This window comes from Salinarimonas soli (genome assembly GCF_008386575.1).
Taxonomy (GTDB): Bacteria; Pseudomonadota; Alphaproteobacteria; order Rhizobiales; family Beijerinckiaceae; genus Salinarimonas_A; species Salinarimonas_A soli.
This window is the reverse complement of the sequence record NZ_VUOA01000021.1, coordinates 45908-63289: the sequence shown is the minus strand read 5'-3', so window position 1 is coordinate 63289 and position 17382 is coordinate 45908. Positions and strand designations below refer to the sequence as shown.

Here is a 17382-nt window from a genome sequence, read left to right as displayed (position 1 = left end):
GCAGGGGCAAACCATGTGCAGGCTTCGCGGTTGTCTCTCTGCCCTATCGAGCCGGAGCGTTCATGACCGTCGCGTACATCAACCGCATCGGGACCGCCGTCCCCGACCACGACGTGCACGAGGCCTATATCCGGTTCGTCGACTCCGTCCTCCCCGACCGGCGCTCGCAGCTCCTGTTCCGCCGCATGGCGCAACGGGCCGAGATCCAGCACCGCTACTCGTTCCTCAAGCCGGGCGAGACCATGGAGGAGGCCGTCGACACCGAGGGCTTCCTGCGCCGCGGCGCGTTCCCGACCACGGGCGCGCGTATGGCCCGCTACGCCCGCTACGGCGTCGAGCTCGCCGAGCGGGCGGTGGACGCCCTCGACCTCGGGGCGGCGCGAGACGAGATCACCCATCTCGTCGTCGCCTCCTGCACGGGCTTCTCGGCGCCGGGCGTCGACCAGCAGCTCCAGGAGCGGCTCGGGCTGCGGGCGGATCTGGAGCGCACGCAGGTGGGCTTCATGGGATGCTCGGCCGCCGTCAACGCCTTGAAGGTCGCCCACCACATCGTGCGCTCCGAGCCCGAGGCGAAAGTGCTCGTGATCAACCTGGAGCTCTGCACGCTCCATATGCAGGAGACCCCCGACCTGGAGCGCAGCCTCAGCTCGCTCCTGTTCGGCGACGGCTGCGCCGCGACCCTGGTCACGGCCGAGCCGGCCGGCGTGGCGCTCAAGGACTTCCGGGCCAAGACCATCCCCGGGACGCAGGGGCTCATCACCTGGGACATCGGCGACCAGGGCTTCGACATGCACCTGTCGGGCGACGTCCCGTCCCAGATCCAGCGCGCCCTGCGCCACGAGGCGGCGCTCAACGACGAGAGCGGAATCTTCCGGGGCCAGACGAAGCACGACTTCGATCTTTGGGCCGTGCATGCGGGCGGCCGCACCGTCCTCGACGCGGTGGAGCAGGGCCTGGAGCTCGACCCGGAGAAGCTGCGCTGGTCGCGCGGCGTGCTCGCCGATTTCGGCAACATGTCGTCGGCCACCGTGATGTTCGTCCTCGACCGCATGATGCGCACCGTGAAGGGCGCGGCGGAGGGCTTCGGCATGGCCTTCGGCCCGGGCCTCGTCGCCGAGACCTTCCGCTTCCGGCTGACGGGGTGAGGTGGGATGCCGGACTTCGCGTCGCGCAGCACCCAGCCTGAGCTGATGGACGAGGAGGGGATCGCCTACGAGGATTTCCGCGCCTGCCTGCGCGACCTCGCGGTGGTCAACACCGTGACGCTGGCCCGCCCGCCGACGCTCGCCTGGCTGAAACGCGCCACCCGGGGCATGAGCCGCTTCACGCTTCTCGACGTCGGCTTCGGCCAGGGCGACATGCTGCGCACGATCCTGGCCTGGAGCCGGCGCAACGGCATCAAGGCGGATCTGATCGGCGTCGATCTCAATCCCTGGAGCGCCGCCGCCGCCCGGGAGGCGACGCCGCAGGCGGACGGGATCGAGTACCACACGGGCGACGTGTTCGCCTTCGAGCCCCAGCGGTCGGTCGACTTCGTGGTGAGCTCCATCTTCACCCATCACCTCCCCGACGACGCCCTCGTGCGCTTCGTCGCCTGGATGGAAGGGCGCGCCGGGCGCGGCTGGTTCGTCAACGACCTCCACCGGCTCGCCTTTCCCTATTACGGCTTCGCGCTGCTCGCGCGCCTTGCGCGCTGGCACCGCTTCGTCCAGCACGACGGCCCCGTCTCTATCGCCCGCAGCTTCCGGCCCGAGGACTGGCAGCGGGCGGTCACCGGGGCCGGGCTTCCCCTCGACGCCGTCGAGATCCGCCCGGTCTTCCCGTTCCGCCTCTGCGTCGGGAGGCTGCGGTGACCCCGGAGATCGCCGTGATCGGCGGCGGGCCGGCAGGCTCGATCGCGGCCTGCGCGCTGGCCCGGGCGGGGCGCCGGGTGGTGCTTTTGGAGCGCGAGCGCGAGCCCCGGCACAAGATCTGCGGCGAGTTCGTCAGCATCGAGGCGCAGGGCGCACTGGCCCAGGTCGGCATCGATCCAGCGGCCCTGGGCGGCGCGCCGATCGATATGGTGCGGCTCGTCCATGGCGAGTCCGCGGCGGAGAGCCCGCTGCCGTTTCGCGCCTACGGTTTCACCCGCCGCAGGCTCGACGAGGCGCTGCTCGACGCGGCGCGGGCGCACGGCGCCGAGGTGATACGCGGCGCCTCCGTGCGACGCCTGCACGCCGCCGACGACGGCTTCCGGATCGAGGCGGAGGGGAGCGAGGATCTCTCGGCCGGTACGGTCTTCCTCGCCACGGGCAAGCACGACCTGCGCGGCTTCAAGCGCGATACGGCCGGCACCCGCGACAGCCTCGTGGGCTTCAAGACCTACTTCCGCCTGCCGCCCGGCGAGCGGCGGGCGCTGGCCGGCGCCATCGAGGTGATCCTGTTCGCGGGCGGCTATGCCGGGCTCCAGCTCGTCGAGGAGGGGATCGCCAATCTCTGCCTCCTGGTGGAAGCCGACCGGTTCGAGGCCCTGGGCCGGAGCTGGGACGCGCTCTTCGCCCATCTCCTGGCCACCTGCCCGCATCTCGACAGGCGGCTCGGCGACGCCGAGCCTGTCCTCGACAAGCCCCTCGCCATCGCACGGGTACCCTACGGCTTCCTGCATCGGCCGGCGGGGGACGAGCCCCACGGCCTGTTCCGCCTCGGCGACCAGGCGGCGGTGATCCCGTCCTTCTCCGGCGACGGCATGGCGATCGCGATGCATAGCGGGCGGCTTGCGGCTCGGACCTACCTGGAGCAGGGGCGTGCCGCCTCCCTGTTCCACGCGCGCCTGCGCCGGGACGTCGGCCCTCAGGTTCGGCTTGCGGGAGCGCTCTATGCCGCGAGCCGGTCGGGGCTCGGGCGACGCGCCCTCGTCGCCGCCTGCCGGCTCTGGCCCGGGGGCTTGCGGGTCGCGGCGGAGCGGACGCGCGTGCCGGTCCACGCCCGCCTCGCTTAGAGCCGATGCACCGCCTCGGCTCAGACACGGCGGCTCGGCGGGAGAGCGCGCCGTGAGGCAAACGGCGGGGAGGGACCGATGAGCCCGCTCGTCCAGCCGCGCCTGATCAACGGTCCCTACGACGATCCGGGCCTGATCCTCGACTTCCGCCATGCCCGGCGGGCGATCCTGTTCGATCTCGGCGACAACCACGCGCTCTCGGCCCGCGAGCTGACGCGGGTCTCACACGTCTTCGTGTCGCACGCCCACATGGACCATTTCGGCGGCTTCGACCGGCTCCTCCGCCTGTCCCTGCACCGCGACGGTCCGCTCTCGCTCAGCGGGCCGCCGGGCTTCATCGAGCGGGTCGAGCACCGGATCCGCTCCTACACCTGGAACCTCCTCGACGAGAGGTCGGCCGATTGCGTTCTCGCAGTCGCGGAGTTCGATGGGACGGCGCTGATCCGCGCCGCGCGCTTTCCGGCGCGTCGCGCCTTCGCCCGCGAGGACGCGACACCGCCCGATCTGAGGCCCGGCCTGGTACACGACGAGGCGGCGCTCTTCATCGCGTCGGCGGCCCTCGATCACGGCATTCCCTCCCTCGCTTTTCGTCTTCAGGAGCGGATGCGGGTCAACGTGCATCGGGACGGGCTCGCCGCCTTGGGGCTGCCGGTCGGGCCCTGGCTCAACGTCGCGAAGGCGGCGGTGCGGGAGGGGGCGGCGGACGATACGCCGATCGTCATCGGCGAGGCTTCGATCCCGCTCGGGCGCATCCGCGAGCACGCGCTCGCCGTCGGGCCGGGGCAGTCGGTCGCCTATGTGGTCGACGCCCTCGGCAGTCCCGCGAACGAGGCGGCCATCCTGGATCTGGCGCGGAACGCCGATCAGATCTTCATCGAGGCGGCGTTCCTCGACGAGGACCGTGACATCGCCGCGGCGCGGCGGCATCTCACGGCGGGGCAGGCCGGGCGGCTCGCGCGCCGCGCGGGCGTGCGCCGCATGACCCCGCTGCATCATTCGCCGCGCTACCTCGACCGACCCGACGCCCTGCGTCTGGAGGCGGAGGCGGCCTTCGGGAGCGAGCCATGACCCTGTTCTTCACGAGCGACACCCACTTTGGGGACTGGCGCCCGCTGCGCATCGACAAGCGCCCGTTCAAGGCGCCGCCCGAGATGGACGAGGCCCTCGTCGCCGCCTGGAACGAGGCCGTCGCCCCGGGCGACGTGGTCTGGCACCTCGGCGATTTCGCCCTGGGGCCACCGGCGGACTATATCGCCGGGCTTCTCGACCGGCTGCACGGGGAGAAGCACCTCGTCACGGGCAACAACGACGGCCCGTCGACCCTGTCCCAGCCGGGCTGGCGCAGCGTGCAGGCCTATGCGGAAATCGATGTCGAGGGGCACCGGCTCGTGATGTGCCACTACGCCTTTCGCACCTGGAACGGCATCGGGCGCGGCGCGCTCAATCTCCACGGCCATTCCCATGCGCGCCTCAAGCCGCAGACCCGGCAATACGACGTTGGCGTCGACGCCTTCCCCTATCGCCCCGTGACCCTGGACACGATCCTCGCCTCGCGCCGCCGCGGGCGGGAATCTGCTCCCTAGTAGGGGCGCGCCACCTTGCTCCCTCCCCCCTTGCGGGGGAGGGGAGAGGCGAGCTCACCGCTCAATCGGCGTCGGGGCGTCCCTGGCGCAGGCTCTTGATCCGGCCCCGCGTCGTCTTCGCCGTGAGCCGGCGCTGCTTGGAGGCGAGCGTCGGCCGCGTGGCGCGCCGAATCTTCGGCGGCACGGCGGCCTCGCGGATGAGGGCGATCAGACGCTCCAGCGCGTCCTCCCGATTGCGCTCGCGGGTGCGGTGTTGCTGCGCCTGGATGACGAGCACGCCCTCCTTCGTCATGCGCTGGCCGGCGAGCCGGATCAGGCGCGATCGCACGTCCTCGGGCATCTCGGCGGCGGCCACGTTGAAGCGCAGCTGGACGGCGGTCTCGACCTTGTTGACGTTCTGCCCGCCCGGGCCCGAGGCGCGCAGGAACGTCTCCTCGAGATCGCGCTCGTCGATGGCGATGCGGCGGGTGACTGGAATCATGCGTGCGTCCTGACCTTTCCCCCCTTCAACGCATGCCTGCGGCGATCCGTCCAGAACCGCGCTTCACGATGCGACGTTGCCACCCTGTCGTGCCGGGGTGCCCGGCACGATGACGGCAAACCACGATAGGACCGCATGGCCGCGCCCAGACGCCTCGTCGAGGTGGACACGATCTACATGGAGCCCGGCGTCGAGGCCTATGAGCGCGGCCGGGAGGTGCTGGCACGCTATCCGGACGCCTGGCGTATCCCCGTGGACTCGCACTGGAAGATTCCCGAGCTCCACGGCAACGCGGGCAACGTGGACGATTGGGTGCGGATCAAGCGCACCACGCTCGTGCTCGGCGTCAAGAAGGCGATGACGATCCGCCCGAACGGGCGCAGCGCCGACTTCATCGCGCCGTCCACCTCGAACGGCTGCGCCATGGCCTGCGCCTATTGCTACGTCCCGCGCCGGAAGGGCTACGCCAACCCGATCACGGTCTTCGTCAACATCGACCAGATCGGCCGCGCCATCGCCCGCCACGCGGGCAAGCTCGGGCCCAAGACCATGCCCGACCAGATCGACCCTGTAGCCTGGGTCTACGACATCGGCGAGAACGGGGACCTCTCGGTCGACGCCCTCATCTCCGAGAACGTGCGCGATCTCGTCGGCGTGTTCCGCGATCTGCCGAACGCCAAGGGCTCGTTTGCCACAAAATACGTGAACCGCGACCTCCTGGACTACGACCCTGCCGGGCGCACCCGCATCCGCTTCTCGCTCATGCCTGAGACGGTGGCCCGGGTGGTCGACGTGCGCACCTCGCCCATGGAGGACCGGATCGCCGCCGTCGACGACTTCGTGCGCGCGGGCTACGAGGTGCACCTGAACTTCTCGCCCGTGATCGTCTACGAGGGCTGGGAGGCGGATTACCGCCGTCTGTTCGAGGCGGTGGACGCGCGCCTCTCGCCCGCGGCCCGCGACCAGATCAAGGCCGAGGTGATCTTCCTCACCCACAACCGCGACCTCCACGAGGTCAACATGCGCTGGCACCCCAAGGCCGAGGACCTGCTCTGGCGCCCCGACCTGCAGCAGGCGAAGCTCTCGGAATCGGGGCAGTGGAACCTGCGCTACAAGAGCCGGGACAAGCAGCTCTACCTTGCGCGGTTTCAGGAGATCCTGGGCGAGATGATGCCCTATTGCGGGGTGCGGTACGCGTTTTGAGGGGGCTGGCTCGATTGTGGCTCTCCCATGTCATCCCCGGCCGGAACTCACGAAGCGAGTGGAGGGGAAGGGGATCCAGCATAGCTCTTGTCGCGCAGCGACGCCTTACGCCCGTCCAGGGCCCTTGGCGGGCCCGAGAGAGCTGCTTCGCAGCAGTACCATTGCGCTGGATCCCCTTCCCCTCCGGCGGACAAGCCGCCTGCGGCCGGGGATGACAGGGGAAGCCGCGTGAAGGTCAGAATGCGCAGCCGGACATCACCGCGCCCGGTACGGCGGCACGCCCTGGTCCGGCAGGAACACGTTCCGCGGCAGCTCGCCCGTCTGCCAGAACACGTCGATGGGGATGCCGCCGCGGGGGAACCAATAGCCGCCGATGCGGAGGAATCGCGGGCCCAGCAGATCGGCGAGCTTGCGCCCGATCGCCACCGTGCAGTCCTCGTGGAAGGCCCCGTGGTTGCGGAAGGAGTTGAGGTAGAGCTTCAGCGACTTCGACTCCACGAGCCAGTCGCCGGGCACGTAGTCGATCACGAGTATCGCGAAATCGGGCTGCCCCGTGACGGGGCAGATGGAGGTGAACTCGGGGGCCGTGAACCGGGCCACGTAGTCGGTGTCGGCGTGGGGGTTCGGCACGCGCTCCAGCACCGCCTCCTCGGGCGAGTTCGGCTGCGCGGTCGGCCGGCCGAGCTGGCTGACGTCGAGATGGGACATGATCGTTCCGCTGGTTTGGCGATGCGTGCGGGTCGTGAAGCGCAAAAAAGCCGCCCGGGCAACGCTCAAATCGACGCGGAGAGCCGGGATTTCAACACCGTGCGCACCCATTCCTCCGTCAGGGCGCCGGGATGGCGGGCGATGATCGCCCCCGTCCCGTCCACGAGATAGCTCGACGGCACCCCGCGCTGGCGCAGCGCGCCGGCGATGACGCCGTCGGCGTCGAGGGCGACCGCGTGGAACGGGTTGCCGCGCTGGGCGAGATAGGCCGCGGCCGTCTCCGCCTTGTCCTGCCACACGAGGCCGACGAGGCGCAGGCGCCGGTCGCCCGCGAGTTCCTCCAGGATGCCGTGCTCGCTGCGGCAATAGGGGCACCACGAGGCCCAGATGTTGAGGAGCGCGAAGCCGCGCCGGAACGTGTCGGGCTCGATGCCGGGCACGGGCTGCCCTGTCCGGTCGCGAAGCCCGGGCAGACCCGGCAGTGTGACGGCCGGGAGGGCTGAGGCGGCGGCCGGGCCGCAGCCCGCAGCAAGGAGCGCGGGGGCGGCAAGGAGCAGGGCGCGGCGAAGGCGATCGGGATGGGCGTGCGTCATGGGTCGACCTCGTAGCCTCGATCCTGGCAGGCAACGGTAAAGCAGGGGTGCCCTGCGTCGCGCCATCTACCGGAATGCTTCACGATCGGTTCTCATAGGCCCATGAACGGACTGCTTGCGACCCGTCGTGGCGCGATCACGGCGATGCTGCTCGCCGTCGTCATCTATGGCGGCAACTTCGTCGTCACCCGCCACGCGACCCTCAACGGCCTGAGCCCGAACGACCTCGCGGCGTTGCGCTTCGGCGTCGGCGGGCTGCTACTCCTGCCCGTGTTCCTGCGCGCGGGCGCGGCGACCTGCGCGGGCGTCGGATGGGGGAGGGGACTCGTCCTCGCCGCCATGAGCGGCCTGCCCATGGTGCTCCTCATGAACACCGGCCTGTCGCTGGCGCCCGCCGCCCATGGCGCCGCGATCCAGCCCGGGACCGTCACCGTGATCGGCGCGGTGGGCAGCATCGTCATGTTCGGCGTGCGTCCGCCGCGCATCGTGGCGGCGGGCATCCTCACCGTGCTGGCGGGGCTCGCCTGCATCGGCATCGCGGGCGGGACAAGCGGGTCGCGCAGCATCGTGACGGGGGACCTGTGCTTCCTCGCGGCGGGCGCCCTCTGGGGGCTTTATCCGCTCCTCCTCCAGCGCTGGCAGGTGGGCGCCATCGTCTCGACCTCGATCGTCGCCGTGCTCTCGATGGCCTACCTCCCGGTCTACCTGCTGGGAAGCCCCGGCATCATGCGGGTCGATGCGCTCGTCGTAGCCTTCCACGCCGTCAACCAGGGCCTCCTCAACATGATCCTCGGGCTCTGGCTTTGGGGAAGCGCGGTACGAACCCTCGGCGCGGCGGAAGCCCAGCGCTTCCCGCCGCTGATCCCCGTCGTCGGCACGCTTCTCGCCATCCCGCTTCTGGGCGAGTGGCCCGCGCCGGTTCAGGCGGTGGGCGTCGCCCTCATCGTGGGCGGGCTCGCCATCGCGTCGGCCGGACCGTTTTTCGCCGCGCGCCGCGTGGCAACGAGATCTTAACTACGCCGGACCATGATTCGGGCATGGTCGTCAGAAAACGCGCACGCGCCTTCCTGATCCCCCTGGCGCTTTATGCGGTCTCCGGGGCGCTCGTCGGCTATTTCGTGCACCACGCCCATAACGGCAGCCGCGGGCTCGAGGCCAAGCGCGAGCTGAAGGCCCAGATCGTCCAGCTCACGGCGGATTTCGACGGGATCAAGAATGAGCGCGCCGAATGGGAGCGCCGCATCGCGCTCCTGCGCAGCGACCAGATCGACCGCGACCTCCTCGAGGAGCGCGCCCGCACCATGCTGGGACGCGTGCACCGCAACGATCTCGTGATCATCACCGGCCCCTGAGCGCGACCCGGACGCGCCTTGCGGCGGCGTTGCGCCTTGGGCGTGGCGATAGGTGCTCGAAATACTGATCAACCAAAAACCGGTTAACTGCCGAAATCTGCGGTTCAGCAATGATTTAGCTTCGCGGCGTCACGCGGCGGCGCGGCCGCGCGCCCCCTCGCTTTCGGCATGCCCGTGCGTTAAATGGGAAGGGACACGACCGCTCTGGAGAGTATTTGATGGCCACGGCTGCTCGATCCGCGGGAGGCGCAGGTGACGCCAAGGGCGCCCGCAGCGCCGGACGCGGCAAGTCCGCCTCCAACACGCCTGTGCTCAGCAAGGAGCAGGAGCTCTCCGCCTATCGCGAGATGCTGCTGATCCGCCGCTTCGAGGAGAAGTCGGGGCAGATGTACGGCATGGGCCTGATCGGCGGGTTCTGCCACCTCTATATCGGCCAGGAGGCCGTCGTCGTCGGCATGCGCATGGCGGCGCAGGACGGCGACCAGATGATCACGGGCTACCGCGATCACGGCCACATGCTCGTCATGGGCATGGACCCCAAGGGCGTCCTCGCCGAGCTCACCGGCCGCCGCGGAGGCTACTCCCGGGGCAAGGGCGGCTCGATGCACATGTTCTCCAAGGAGAAGGAGTTCTACGGCGGCCACGGCATCGTGGGCGCCCAGGTGTCGCTCGGCACCGGCATCGCCTTCGCCAACCGGTATCGCGGCACGAGCCAGGTCTGCATGACCTTCTTCGGCGACGGCGCGGCGAACCAGGGCCAGGTCTACGAGAGCTTCAACATGGCGGCGCTCTGGAAGCTGCCCGTCGTCTACGTGATCGAGAACAACCGCTACGCCATGGGCACCGCGGTGAACCGCTCCTCGGCGCAGACCGACTTCTCGAAGCGCGGCGTCTCCTTTAACATCCCCGGCGAGCAGGTCGACGGGATGGACGTGCGTGCCGTGCTGGAGGCCTCCGAGCGCGCCCTGGAGCACGCCCGCTCCGGCGAGGGGCCCTACATCCTCGAGATGATGACCTATCGCTATCGCGGCCACTCCATGTCCGACCCGGCGAAGTACCGCTCGAAGGACGAGGTGGCCCGCATGCGCGAGGAGCACGACCCCATCGAGCAGGTGCGCCGGCGCCTCCTGGAGGATCACAAGGTGGGCGAGGACCAGCTCAAGGCGATCGACGGCGAGATCCGCCAGATCGTCAACGAGGCGGCGGACTTCGCGTCCAACGATGCGGAGCCGGACGTGTCCGAGCTCTACACCGACATCCTCCTCTGAAGACCGCGCCCCTCCGGCCGCCCAACGCCCGCACGAGACACGCACATGCCCGTCGACGTTCTGATGCCCGCCCTGTCCCCCACCATGGAGCAGGGCAAGCTCTCGAAATGGATGAAGAAAGAGGGCGACCGGATCAAGTCCGGCGACGTGCTGGCCGAGATCGAGACCGACAAGGCCACCATGGAGGTGGAGGCCGTCGACGAGGGCGTGCTCGCCAAGATCCTCATCGAGGAGGGCACTGACAACGTCGCGGTGAACACCCGCATCGCCGTGATCGCGGGCGAGGGCGAGGATGTGTCGGCGGCGGCGAGCGGCGCTTCGGGCAACGGGGCCGGGGCTCCGGCACCCGCACAGCCGGCGCCGACCCCCGACATGCAGGCGGAGGGCATGACCGACCGTCCGGCTCCCGACCAGCGCTCAGGCGGAAACGCCGCGCCCGTCGCGACGCCGGCCGCGCCCGCCGTGATCTCGAACGTTGCCTCCTACGACGCCATGGCCGAGATCCCGGAGGGCACCGAGCTCGTCACCATGACCGTGCGCGAGGCCCTTCGCGACGCCATGGCCGAGGAGATGCGGCGCGACGAGACCGTCTTCGTCATGGGCGAGGAGGTCGCCGAGTACCAGGGCGCCTATAAGGTCACGCAGGGCCTTCTCCAGGAGTTCGGCGCGCGGCGCGTGGTCGACACGCCTATCACCGAGCACGGCTTCGGCGGCATGGGCGTGGGCGCGGCCTTCGTCGGCCTCAAGCCGATCGTCGAGTTCATGACCTTCAACTTCGCCCTGCAGGCGATCGACCACCTCATCAACTCGGCGGCGAAGACCCTCTACATGTCGGGCGGCCAGCTCGGCTGCCCCATCGTGTTCCGCGGGCCGAACGGCGCGGCGGCGCGGGTCGGCGCCCAGCACTCCCAGGACTTCACCGCGTGGTACAGCCAGGTGCCCGGCCTCAAGGTGGTGGCGCCCTACATGGCGGCCGACGCGAAAGGCCTGCTCAAGAGCGCGATCCGCGACCGCAACCCCGTGATCTTCCTCGAGAACGAGATCCTCTACGGGCAGTCCTTCCCTGTGCCCAAGCTCGACGACTTCACGGTGCCGCTCGGCAAGGCGCGCATCCACCGGAAGGGCAAGGACGTCACCATCGTCTCGTTCTCCATCGGCATGACCTACGCCCTGAAGGCCGCGCACGAGCTGGAGAAGGAGGGCATCGACGCGGAGGTGATCGACCTGCGCACGATCCGCCCCATGGACACGGACACCATCGTCGCCTCCGTGATGAAGACGGGGCGCTGCGTCACGGTCGAGGAGGGTTGGCCGCAATCGGGCGTCGGCGCCGAGATCGCCATGCGCATCATGGAGAATGCCTTCGACTATCTTGACGCCCCTGTGATGCGCGTGACGGGCAAGGATGTGCCGATGCCGTACGCGGCGAACCTCGAGAAGCTCGCCCTGCCGACGGTCGCCGACGTGGTCCAGGCGGCGAAGGCCGTCTGCTATCGGTGACGCGATGGCGGCGAAGTTCGAGGAGCTCTCCATCCCGCCCGACGTCCGCGAGAAGGGCGGCGTCGAGATCCTGCGCGCGTCCGTGGTGGACGGGGCGGTGAGCGTGGCCCTGCGGCGCGCCTTCGACGACCCCTTCACCTGGGGCGTCCTCCTCGTCGACCTCGCCCGCCACGCCGCGCGCGTCTACGCCATGGAAACCGGCCTCTCCGAGGACGAGGCCATGGCCCAGATCGAGGGCGGCCTGCGCGCCGAGCTCGACAACCCCACCGATCCCGGCTCCACCCAGGCCATGAACTGAACGGGCGACAGCATGCCGACGACCGCCTCCGCCATGTTCGCCCGTGAGCCCACGCTGGAGCGCGGCCGGCTCGCGCGGCATCATCGCGTCGCGGACGGGCATCCGCTGCCGCCGGAGACGGGCCATGGCTGACCACGCCTTTCGCCGCGCAACCTATGCGGACCTGGAAGCGGTGCCGTCGCACCTCGTCGCCGAGATCATCGGCGGCGAGCTGGTGACCCACCCGCGGCCCGCACCGCGCCAGGCAGGTGCGGGCGTCGAGCTGGCGATCGAGCTCGGCGGGCCTTATGGCCGCGGCCGTGGCGGTCCGGGCGGCTGGATCTTTCTCGCCGAGCCCGAGCTGCATCTCGGCTCCGACGTGGTGGTCCCCGACCTTGCCGCCTGGCGGCGGGAGCGGCTGCCCGTCGAGCCGGAGACGGCCTTCATCGAGGTCGCGCCGGACTGGGTGTGCGAGATCTCGTCGCCGTCCACCCGCGATTACGATCGCGGGGCGAAGCGGAGCATCTACGCCGCCGCGGGCGTCGGTCATCTCTGGCTGCTGAACCCACAGGCCAAGATGCTGGAAGCTTTCGCGCTCACCGGCGGCGGATGGCTGCTCCTGCACACGTTCCAGGCCGAGGACGCGATCTGCGCGGCGCCCTTCGACGCGGTGACGTTCCCCATGGCCAATCTCTTCCCCTTCGACGCGCCTCACCAGGCTGATCTCGGTTAAGGTCACGACATGCCCATCAACATCCTGATGCCCGCCCTGTCGCCCACGATGGAGAAGGGCAACCTTGCCAAGTGGCTGAAAAAAGAGGGCGACACGATCAAGTCGGGCGACATCCTGGCCGAGATCGAGACGGACAAGGCCACCATGGAGGTGGAGGCGGTCGACGAGGGCGTGCTCGCCAAGATCGTGGTGCCCGAGGGCACGGCGGACGTGCCCGTGAACCAGCTCATCGCGCTCATCGCCAGCGAGGGCGAGGATCCCGGCAGCGTCCAGGCACCGGGCGCCTCGGCGTCGTCCGCTCCCGCGCCTGCCGCGGGCGCTCCGGCGCCTGCCGCGACCCCGCAGCAGAACCTCTCGCCTGCGGGCGGCGACGCGCACCTCTCCTATGCCCGCGTCGACACCGCGCCGGGCGGCGCCCAGCCCGCCGGGCAGCCCGCGCCGGCTGCCAAGCCGAACGGGCAGGGGGGCGGCCGCGTCTTCGCCTCGCCGCTCGCCAAGCGCCTCGCCAAGGAGGCCGGCATCGACCTCTCCGGCCTCCAGGGCTCCGGACCGCACGGCCGCATCATCGAGCGCGACGTGAAGGGCGCCCAAGCCGGGGGCGCCGCGAAGCCTGCGGCTGCCGCGCCGGCGTCCGCGCCTCAGGCCCCCGCGCCGGCCGCGGCCGCGCCCGCGCCGAAGCCGGCGGCCTCGGGCACCGCCTTGGCGGGCGGGATGACGCTCGCGCAGGTCAAGGCGATGTACGAGCCTGGCTCCTACGAGGAGGTCTCGCTCGACGGGATGCGCAAGACCATCGCCAAGCGTCTCGTCGAGTCGAAGCAGACGGTCCCGCACTTCTACCTCTCGCTCGACGTCGAGCTCGACGCGCTGCTGGCGCTTCGCGAGCAGGTGAACGCGGGCGCGCCAAAGGACAAGGACGGCAAGCCCGCCTTCAAGCTCTCGGTGAACGACTTCGTCATCAAGGGCATGGCGCTCGCGCTCCAGCGCGTGCCCAACGCGAACGCGGTGTGGGCCGAGGACCGGGTGCTCAAGTTCAAGCACTCGGATGTCGGCGTCGCGGTCGCGATCGAGGGCGGCCTGTTCACCCCCGTGATCCGCAAGGCCGAGCAGAAGACCCTCTCCGCCATCTCGGCCGAGATGAAGGACCTCGCGGGCCGCGCCCGCACCCGCAAGCTCAAGCCCGAGGAATACCAGGGCGGCAGCACCGCGGTGTCCAACCTCGGCATGTTCGGCATCAAGAACTTCCAGGCCGTCATCAACCCGCCTCACGCCACGATCCTCGCGGTGGGGGCCGGCGAGCAGCGCGTGGTCGTGAAGAACGGCGCGCCTGCGGTGGTCAACGCCATGACGGTAACGCTGTCGGTCGACCACCGGGTGGTCGACGGGGCGCTGGGCGCGGAAGTGCTGCAGGCGTTCAAGGGGCTGCTGGAGAGCCCGATGGGGATGCTGGTGTGACGGGTTTCCCCTCCCCCTTGTGGGGAGGGGCCAGGGGTGGGGGTCGGGACGCAAGCTCGTCGGGACAAGAACGCGCGATGCCCTGGAACGACCCTCTCGCCCTTGCTGCCACGCCCGCCGCCCAGATCAACGCGCGTGCGCTCCGGCGAGCGCTCACCGACCCCGAGAAGCGCCTCTGGAAAGCGTTACGACAGCGCCTCCCCGTCGAGGGCTCGCATTTCAGGCGGCAGGTCACCCTCGGGTGCTACGTCGCCGATTTCTGCTGCCTCAAGGCGCGCCTGATCGTCGAGGTCGACGGACATCAGCACGGGGCTGATGGCGCGCTTGCCTACGATACGCAGCGCACGGCCACCCTGGAGGCCCAAGGCTTCCGGGTGCTCCGCTTCTCAAATCGCGACGTCATGACCGGGATCGACGTCGTGCTCGACACCATTTTCGCGGCGCTCGCCACGCCGACCCCCACCCCTGGCCCCTCCCCACAAGGGGGAGGGGGATCGGAGATCCTTCGATGACCACCTACGACATCCTCATCATCGGTGCCGGCCCGGGCGGCTATGTCGCCGCGATCCGCGCGGCGCAGCTCGGGTTCAAGACCGCGGTCGTGGACCGGGAGCATCTGGGGGGCATCTGCCTCAACTGGGGCTGCATCCCAACCAAGGCGCTGCTGCGCTCGGCCGAGATCTTCCACTACATGCAGCATGCCGGCGATTACGGCCTCTCGGTGCAGGGCGCTGGGTTCGACATCGGCAAGGTGGTGCAGCGCTCGCGTGGCGTCTCGGGCCGGCTCAACGGCGGCGTCGGGATGCTGCTCAAGAAGAACAAGGTCGACGTGATCTGGGGCGAGGCCTCGATCGAAGCCGCGCCGAAGGGCAACCAGCCCGGCACGGTCGCCGTGAAGGAGACGAAACGGGCGGAGCCCCCGAAGGGCGCGCTCGCGGCGGGTTCCTACCAAGCCAAGAACATCATCGTCGCGACGGGCGCCCGGCCCCGCGCGCTGCCGGGCATCGAGCCCGACAAGAAGCTGATCTGGACCTATTACGAGGCCATGGTGCCGCCGGCCATGCCGAAGTCTCTCCTCGTCATGGGCTCGGGCGCCATCGGCATCGAGTTCGCCTCCTTCTACCGCACCATGGGCGCCGAGGTGACCGTGGTCGAGGTGATGCCGCAGATCCTGCCCGTGGAGGATGCCGAGATCGCGGCGCTCGCCCGCAAGCGCTTCGAGAAGCAGGGCATCAAGATCCTCACGGGCACGAAGGTCGTGAAGGTCGACAAGGGCGCGGACTCGATCACGGCGACCCTCGACGACGGCAAGGGCGGCACCTCCACCATCACAGCCGACCGGCTCATCTCGGCAGTGGGCGTGGTGTGCAACGTCGAGGGGATCGGCTTGGAGGCGCTCGGCGTTAGAATCGAGCGCGGCGTCGTGGTGACGGACGGCTTGGGGCGCACCAACGTGCCGGGCATCTTCGCCATCGGGGACGTGGCGGGTCCGCCGATGCTCGCCCACAAGGCGGAGCACGAGGGCGTCATCTGCGTCGAGACCATCAAGGGGCTGCACACGCACCCGATGGACAAGGGCATGATCCCGGGCTGCACCTATTGCCACCCGCAGATCGCCTCCGTTGGGCTCACCGAGGGGAAGGCCAAGGAGCAGGGCTTCGACGTGAAGGTTGGCCGGTTCCAGTTCGTCGGCAACGGCAAGGCCATCGCGCTCGGCGAACCCGAGGGCATGGTGAAGACCATCTTCGAGAAGACATCCGGCCGCCTGCTCGGCGCCCATATGATCGGCGCCGAGGTCACCGAGCTCATCCAGGGCTACGTCGTCGCGATGAACCTCGAGACGACGGAGGAGGAGCTCATGCACACGGTGTTCCCGCACCCGACGCTCTCCGAGATGATGCACGAAAGCGTGCTCGATGCGTATGGGCGCGTGATCCATATGTGAGGACGGCTGCCGCTGCTGCGGCTTCGATCGCGACGTTGTCATCCCCGGCCGGAGCCCGTCAGGGCGGAGGGGAAGGGGACCCAGCGTGACGATGCAGTCGCAGAGCGACACAATCCACCCCGTCGAGGGGCCCTGGACGGGCAAGAGGCGCGCCTTCGGCGCCACATCGTGCCGCTGGATCCCCTTCCCCTTCGCTGACTTCGTCAGCGAAGGGGAAGGGGATGACAAACTTTGTCTCTCCCCGCCCGCGGGGAGAGGGGCATGTAGCGACCATCCGCCGTTTGCGCTTCCCCCCGCCACATCTTAAATGCAGGGCGCGCGGCCCCGATGCCCCGCCCATGGTGACCTGATGGCCGTCGTTCTCGACCTTCTCAACAAGGACAATCGCCCCCGGCATCCGGAGAAGGCGCACCGGCCGGATCAGCCGATCCAGCGCAAGCCCGACTGGATCCGCGTCAAGGCGCCGGGCAGCCCGAAATGGGCCGAGACGCACCGCATCGTGAAGGAGAACGGGCTTGTCACGGTCTGCGAGGAGGCCGGCTGCCCGAACATCGGCGAGTGCTGGGAGAAGAAGCACGCCACCTTCATGATCATGGGCGACACGTGCACCCGCGCCTGCGCCTTCTGCAACGTGAAGACCGGCATGCCGCAGGCGCTTGACGCCGCCGAGCCCGAGAGCGTGGCGGTCGCGGTGCAAAAGCTCGGCCTGGAGCACGTGGTGATCACCTCGGTGGACCGCGACGACCTCGCCGATGGCGGCGCCGGGCACTTCGCGCAGGTCATCCGCGCCATCCGGGCGCGCTCGCCGAAGACCACCATCGAGGTGCTGACCCCAGACTTCCTGCGAAAGGAGGGCGCCCTGGAGATCGTGGTCGAGGCGCGGCCCGACGTGTTCAACCACAACCTGGAGACCGTGCCCTCGAAGTACCTCAAGGTCCGCCCGGGCGCGCGCTACTTCCACTCCATCCGCCTGCTCCAGCGGGTGAAGGAGCTCGACGCGACGATCTTCACGAAGTCGGGGATCATGGTGGGCCTTGGCGAGGAGCGCAACGAGGTGCTCCAGCTCATGGACGACCTGCGCTCAGGTGACGTCGACTTCCTCACCATCGGCCAGTACCTCCAGCCCACGAAGAAGCATCACCCGGTGATCCGCTTCGTGCCCCCGGACGAGTTCAAGGCCTACGAGACCACGGCCTATGCCAAGGGCTTTCACCTCGTCTCGGCGACGCCGCTCACGCGTTCGTCGCACCATGCGGGCGAGGACTTCGCGCGGCTCAAGGCCGCCCGGCTCGCCAAGGCCGGCGCCTGAG

Annotated in this window: 19 protein-coding genes; 16 read left to right on the top strand and 3 right to left on the bottom strand. The window is 69.6% G+C overall.

Translation table 11 applies throughout. The annotated features are described in order from the left end of the window. Nucleotides 1-62: 62 nt before the first annotated feature. The 5 genes from F0L46_RS12060 (at nucleotide 63) to F0L46_RS12040 (ending at nucleotide 4560) form a co-directional block, all read left to right on the top strand. A complete protein-coding gene (locus F0L46_RS12060) occupies nucleotides 63-1145 on the top strand; it encodes a type III polyketide synthase (RefSeq protein ID WP_149817817.1) in 1083 nt (360 codons plus the stop codon). Nucleotides 1146-1151: 6 nt separating this feature from the next. After that, nucleotides 1152-1853, top strand: a complete 702-nt coding sequence (locus tag F0L46_RS12055; RefSeq protein ID WP_149817815.1) for a methyltransferase domain-containing protein — start codon at nucleotides 1152-1154, stop codon at nucleotides 1851-1853. Beyond that, complete coding sequence (locus F0L46_RS12050; RefSeq protein WP_188311940.1) at nucleotides 1850-2977, top strand: NAD(P)/FAD-dependent oxidoreductase; 1128 nt, start codon at nucleotides 1850-1852, stop codon at nucleotides 2975-2977. Before F0L46_RS12055 ends, F0L46_RS12050 begins: the two co-directional genes overlap by 4 nt. A gap of 78 nt (nucleotides 2978-3055) precedes the next feature. Then, on the top strand, nucleotides 3056-4045 hold the full coding sequence (locus F0L46_RS12045; RefSeq protein ID WP_149817811.1) for a ribonuclease Z: 990 nt from the start codon (nucleotides 3056-3058) through the stop codon (nucleotides 4043-4045). Beyond that, entirely contained in the window at nucleotides 4042-4560 is a 519-nt protein-coding gene (locus F0L46_RS12040) for a metallophosphoesterase family protein (RefSeq protein WP_149817809.1), read from the top strand. The genes F0L46_RS12045 and F0L46_RS12040 overlap by 4 nt, the downstream gene beginning before the upstream one ends. Nucleotides 4561-4621: 61 nt before the next feature. On the opposite strand, the gene arfB is transcribed toward F0L46_RS12040, so the two are convergent. After that, nucleotides 4622-5041, bottom strand: a complete 420-nt coding sequence (gene arfB / locus F0L46_RS12035) for an alternative ribosome rescue aminoacyl-tRNA hydrolase ArfB (RefSeq protein WP_149817807.1) — start codon at nucleotides 5039-5041, stop codon at nucleotides 4622-4624. Nucleotides 5042-5176: 135 nt separating this feature from the next. Between arfB and F0L46_RS12030 the strand changes: the two genes are divergently transcribed. Next, the gene (locus F0L46_RS12030; RefSeq protein ID WP_149817805.1) at nucleotides 5177-6244 is read left to right on the top strand and encodes a spore photoproduct lyase family protein; all 1068 of its coding nucleotides are present in this window, start codon (nucleotides 5177-5179) and stop codon (nucleotides 6242-6244) included. Nucleotides 6245-6499: 255 nt separating this feature from the next. Here the strand turns inward: F0L46_RS12030 and queF are convergent, their stop codons facing one another. After that, on the bottom strand, nucleotides 6500-6952 hold the full coding sequence (gene queF, locus F0L46_RS12025; RefSeq protein WP_149817803.1) for a preQ(1) synthase: 453 nt from the start codon (nucleotides 6950-6952) through the stop codon (nucleotides 6500-6502). Between the two features lie 65 nt (nucleotides 6953-7017). Next, nucleotides 7018-7545 (bottom strand): redoxin family protein, encoded by a 528-nt coding sequence (locus tag F0L46_RS12020; protein ID WP_188311939.1) that lies wholly within the window; start codon nucleotides 7543-7545, stop codon nucleotides 7018-7020. 102 nt (nucleotides 7546-7647) lie between these two features. On the opposite strand from F0L46_RS12020, the gene F0L46_RS12015 reads away from it, so the two are divergent. From F0L46_RS12015 to lipA, 10 genes are all read left to right on the top strand, one after another. Then, nucleotides 7648-8559 (top strand): DMT family transporter, encoded by a 912-nt coding sequence (locus tag F0L46_RS12015; RefSeq protein WP_149817799.1) that lies wholly within the window; start codon nucleotides 7648-7650, stop codon nucleotides 8557-8559. A 23-nt stretch (nucleotides 8560-8582) separates the two neighbouring features. Further along, nucleotides 8583-8897 (top strand): FtsB family cell division protein, encoded by a 315-nt coding sequence (locus F0L46_RS12010; RefSeq protein WP_149817797.1) that lies wholly within the window; start codon nucleotides 8583-8585, stop codon nucleotides 8895-8897. A gap of 218 nt (nucleotides 8898-9115) precedes the next feature. Further along, nucleotides 9116-10165: a pyruvate dehydrogenase (acetyl-transferring) E1 component subunit alpha gene (gene pdhA / locus F0L46_RS12005; RefSeq protein ID WP_149817796.1), complete on the top strand. Its 1050-nt coding sequence runs from the start codon at nucleotides 9116-9118 to the stop codon at nucleotides 10163-10165. A 45-nt stretch (nucleotides 10166-10210) separates the two neighbouring features. After that, a complete protein-coding gene (locus F0L46_RS12000; protein ID WP_149817794.1) occupies nucleotides 10211-11665 on the top strand; it encodes a pyruvate dehydrogenase complex E1 component subunit beta in 1455 nt (484 codons plus the stop codon). A gap of 4 nt (nucleotides 11666-11669) precedes the next feature. Further along, complete coding sequence (locus F0L46_RS11995; RefSeq protein WP_149817792.1) at nucleotides 11670-11963, top strand: DUF5076 domain-containing protein; 294 nt, start codon at nucleotides 11670-11672, stop codon at nucleotides 11961-11963. Between the two features lie 124 nt (nucleotides 11964-12087). Further along, entirely contained in the window at nucleotides 12088-12675 is a 588-nt protein-coding gene (locus F0L46_RS11990; protein ID WP_149817790.1) for a Uma2 family endonuclease, read from the top strand. A 9-nt stretch (nucleotides 12676-12684) separates the two neighbouring features. After that, the gene (locus tag F0L46_RS11985; protein WP_149817788.1) at nucleotides 12685-14127 is read left to right on the top strand and encodes a pyruvate dehydrogenase complex dihydrolipoamide acetyltransferase; all 1443 of its coding nucleotides are present in this window, start codon (nucleotides 12685-12687) and stop codon (nucleotides 14125-14127) included. 77 nt (nucleotides 14128-14204) lie between these two features. Then, nucleotides 14205-14639: an endonuclease domain-containing protein gene (locus F0L46_RS11980; RefSeq protein ID WP_149817786.1), complete on the top strand. Its 435-nt coding sequence runs from the start codon at nucleotides 14205-14207 to the stop codon at nucleotides 14637-14639. Next, the gene (gene lpdA, locus F0L46_RS11975; RefSeq protein ID WP_149817784.1) at nucleotides 14636-16072 is read left to right on the top strand and encodes a dihydrolipoyl dehydrogenase; all 1437 of its coding nucleotides are present in this window, start codon (nucleotides 14636-14638) and stop codon (nucleotides 16070-16072) included. The genes F0L46_RS11980 and lpdA overlap by 4 nt, the downstream gene beginning before the upstream one ends. Nucleotides 16073-16421: 349 nt before the next feature. After that, nucleotides 16422-17381, top strand: a complete 960-nt coding sequence (gene lipA / locus F0L46_RS11970; RefSeq protein WP_149817782.1) for a lipoyl synthase — start codon at nucleotides 16422-16424, stop codon at nucleotides 17379-17381. The last annotated feature ends 1 nt before the right edge of the window (nucleotide 17382 follow it).

Bases quoted from the DNA above. Each gene is read 5' to 3' on its own strand.
- F0L46_RS12060 (WP_149817817.1), top strand. From the start codon at position 63: ATGACCGTCGCGTACATCAACCGCATCGGGACCGCCGTCCCCGACCAC.
- F0L46_RS11980 (WP_149817786.1), top strand. From the start codon at position 14,205: ATGCCCTGGAACGACCCTCTCGCCCTTGCTGCCACGCCCGCCGCCCAG.
- F0L46_RS12015 (WP_149817799.1), top strand. From the start codon at position 7,648: ATGAACGGACTGCTTGCGACCCGTCGTGGCGCGATCACGGCGATGCTG.
- F0L46_RS11995 (WP_149817792.1), top strand. From the start codon at position 11,670: ATGGCGGCGAAGTTCGAGGAGCTCTCCATCCCGCCCGACGTCCGCGAG.
- F0L46_RS12030 (WP_149817805.1), top strand. From the start codon at position 5,177: ATGGCCGCGCCCAGACGCCTCGTCGAGGTGGACACGATCTACATGGAG.
- F0L46_RS11985 (WP_149817788.1), top strand. From the start codon at position 12,685: ATGCCCATCAACATCCTGATGCCCGCCCTGTCGCCCACGATGGAGAAG.
- F0L46_RS11990 (WP_149817790.1), top strand. From the start codon at position 12,088: ATGGCTGACCACGCCTTTCGCCGCGCAACCTATGCGGACCTGGAAGCG.
- F0L46_RS12040 (WP_149817809.1), top strand. From the start codon at position 4,042: ATGACCCTGTTCTTCACGAGCGACACCCACTTTGGGGACTGGCGCCCG.
- F0L46_RS12010 (WP_149817797.1), top strand. From the start codon at position 8,583: ATGGTCGTCAGAAAACGCGCACGCGCCTTCCTGATCCCCCTGGCGCTT.
- F0L46_RS12055 (WP_149817815.1), top strand. From the start codon at position 1,152: ATGCCGGACTTCGCGTCGCGCAGCACCCAGCCTGAGCTGATGGACGAG.
- F0L46_RS12020 (WP_188311939.1), bottom strand. From the start codon at position 7,545: ATGACGCACGCCCATCCCGATCGCCTTCGCCGCGCCCTGCTCCTTGCC.
- F0L46_RS12045 (WP_149817811.1), top strand. From the start codon at position 3,056: ATGAGCCCGCTCGTCCAGCCGCGCCTGATCAACGGTCCCTACGACGAT.
- arfB (WP_149817807.1), bottom strand. From the start codon at position 5,041: ATGATTCCAGTCACCCGCCGCATCGCCATCGACGAGCGCGATCTCGAG.
- lpdA (WP_149817784.1), top strand. From the start codon at position 14,636: ATGACCACCTACGACATCCTCATCATCGGTGCCGGCCCGGGCGGCTAT.
- pdhA (WP_149817796.1), top strand. From the start codon at position 9,116: ATGGCCACGGCTGCTCGATCCGCGGGAGGCGCAGGTGACGCCAAGGGC.
- F0L46_RS12000 (WP_149817794.1), top strand. From the start codon at position 10,211: ATGCCCGTCGACGTTCTGATGCCCGCCCTGTCCCCCACCATGGAGCAG.
- lipA (WP_149817782.1), top strand. From the start codon at position 16,422: ATGGCCGTCGTTCTCGACCTTCTCAACAAGGACAATCGCCCCCGGCAT.
- queF (WP_149817803.1), bottom strand. From the start codon at position 6,952: ATGTCCCATCTCGACGTCAGCCAGCTCGGCCGGCCGACCGCGCAGCCG.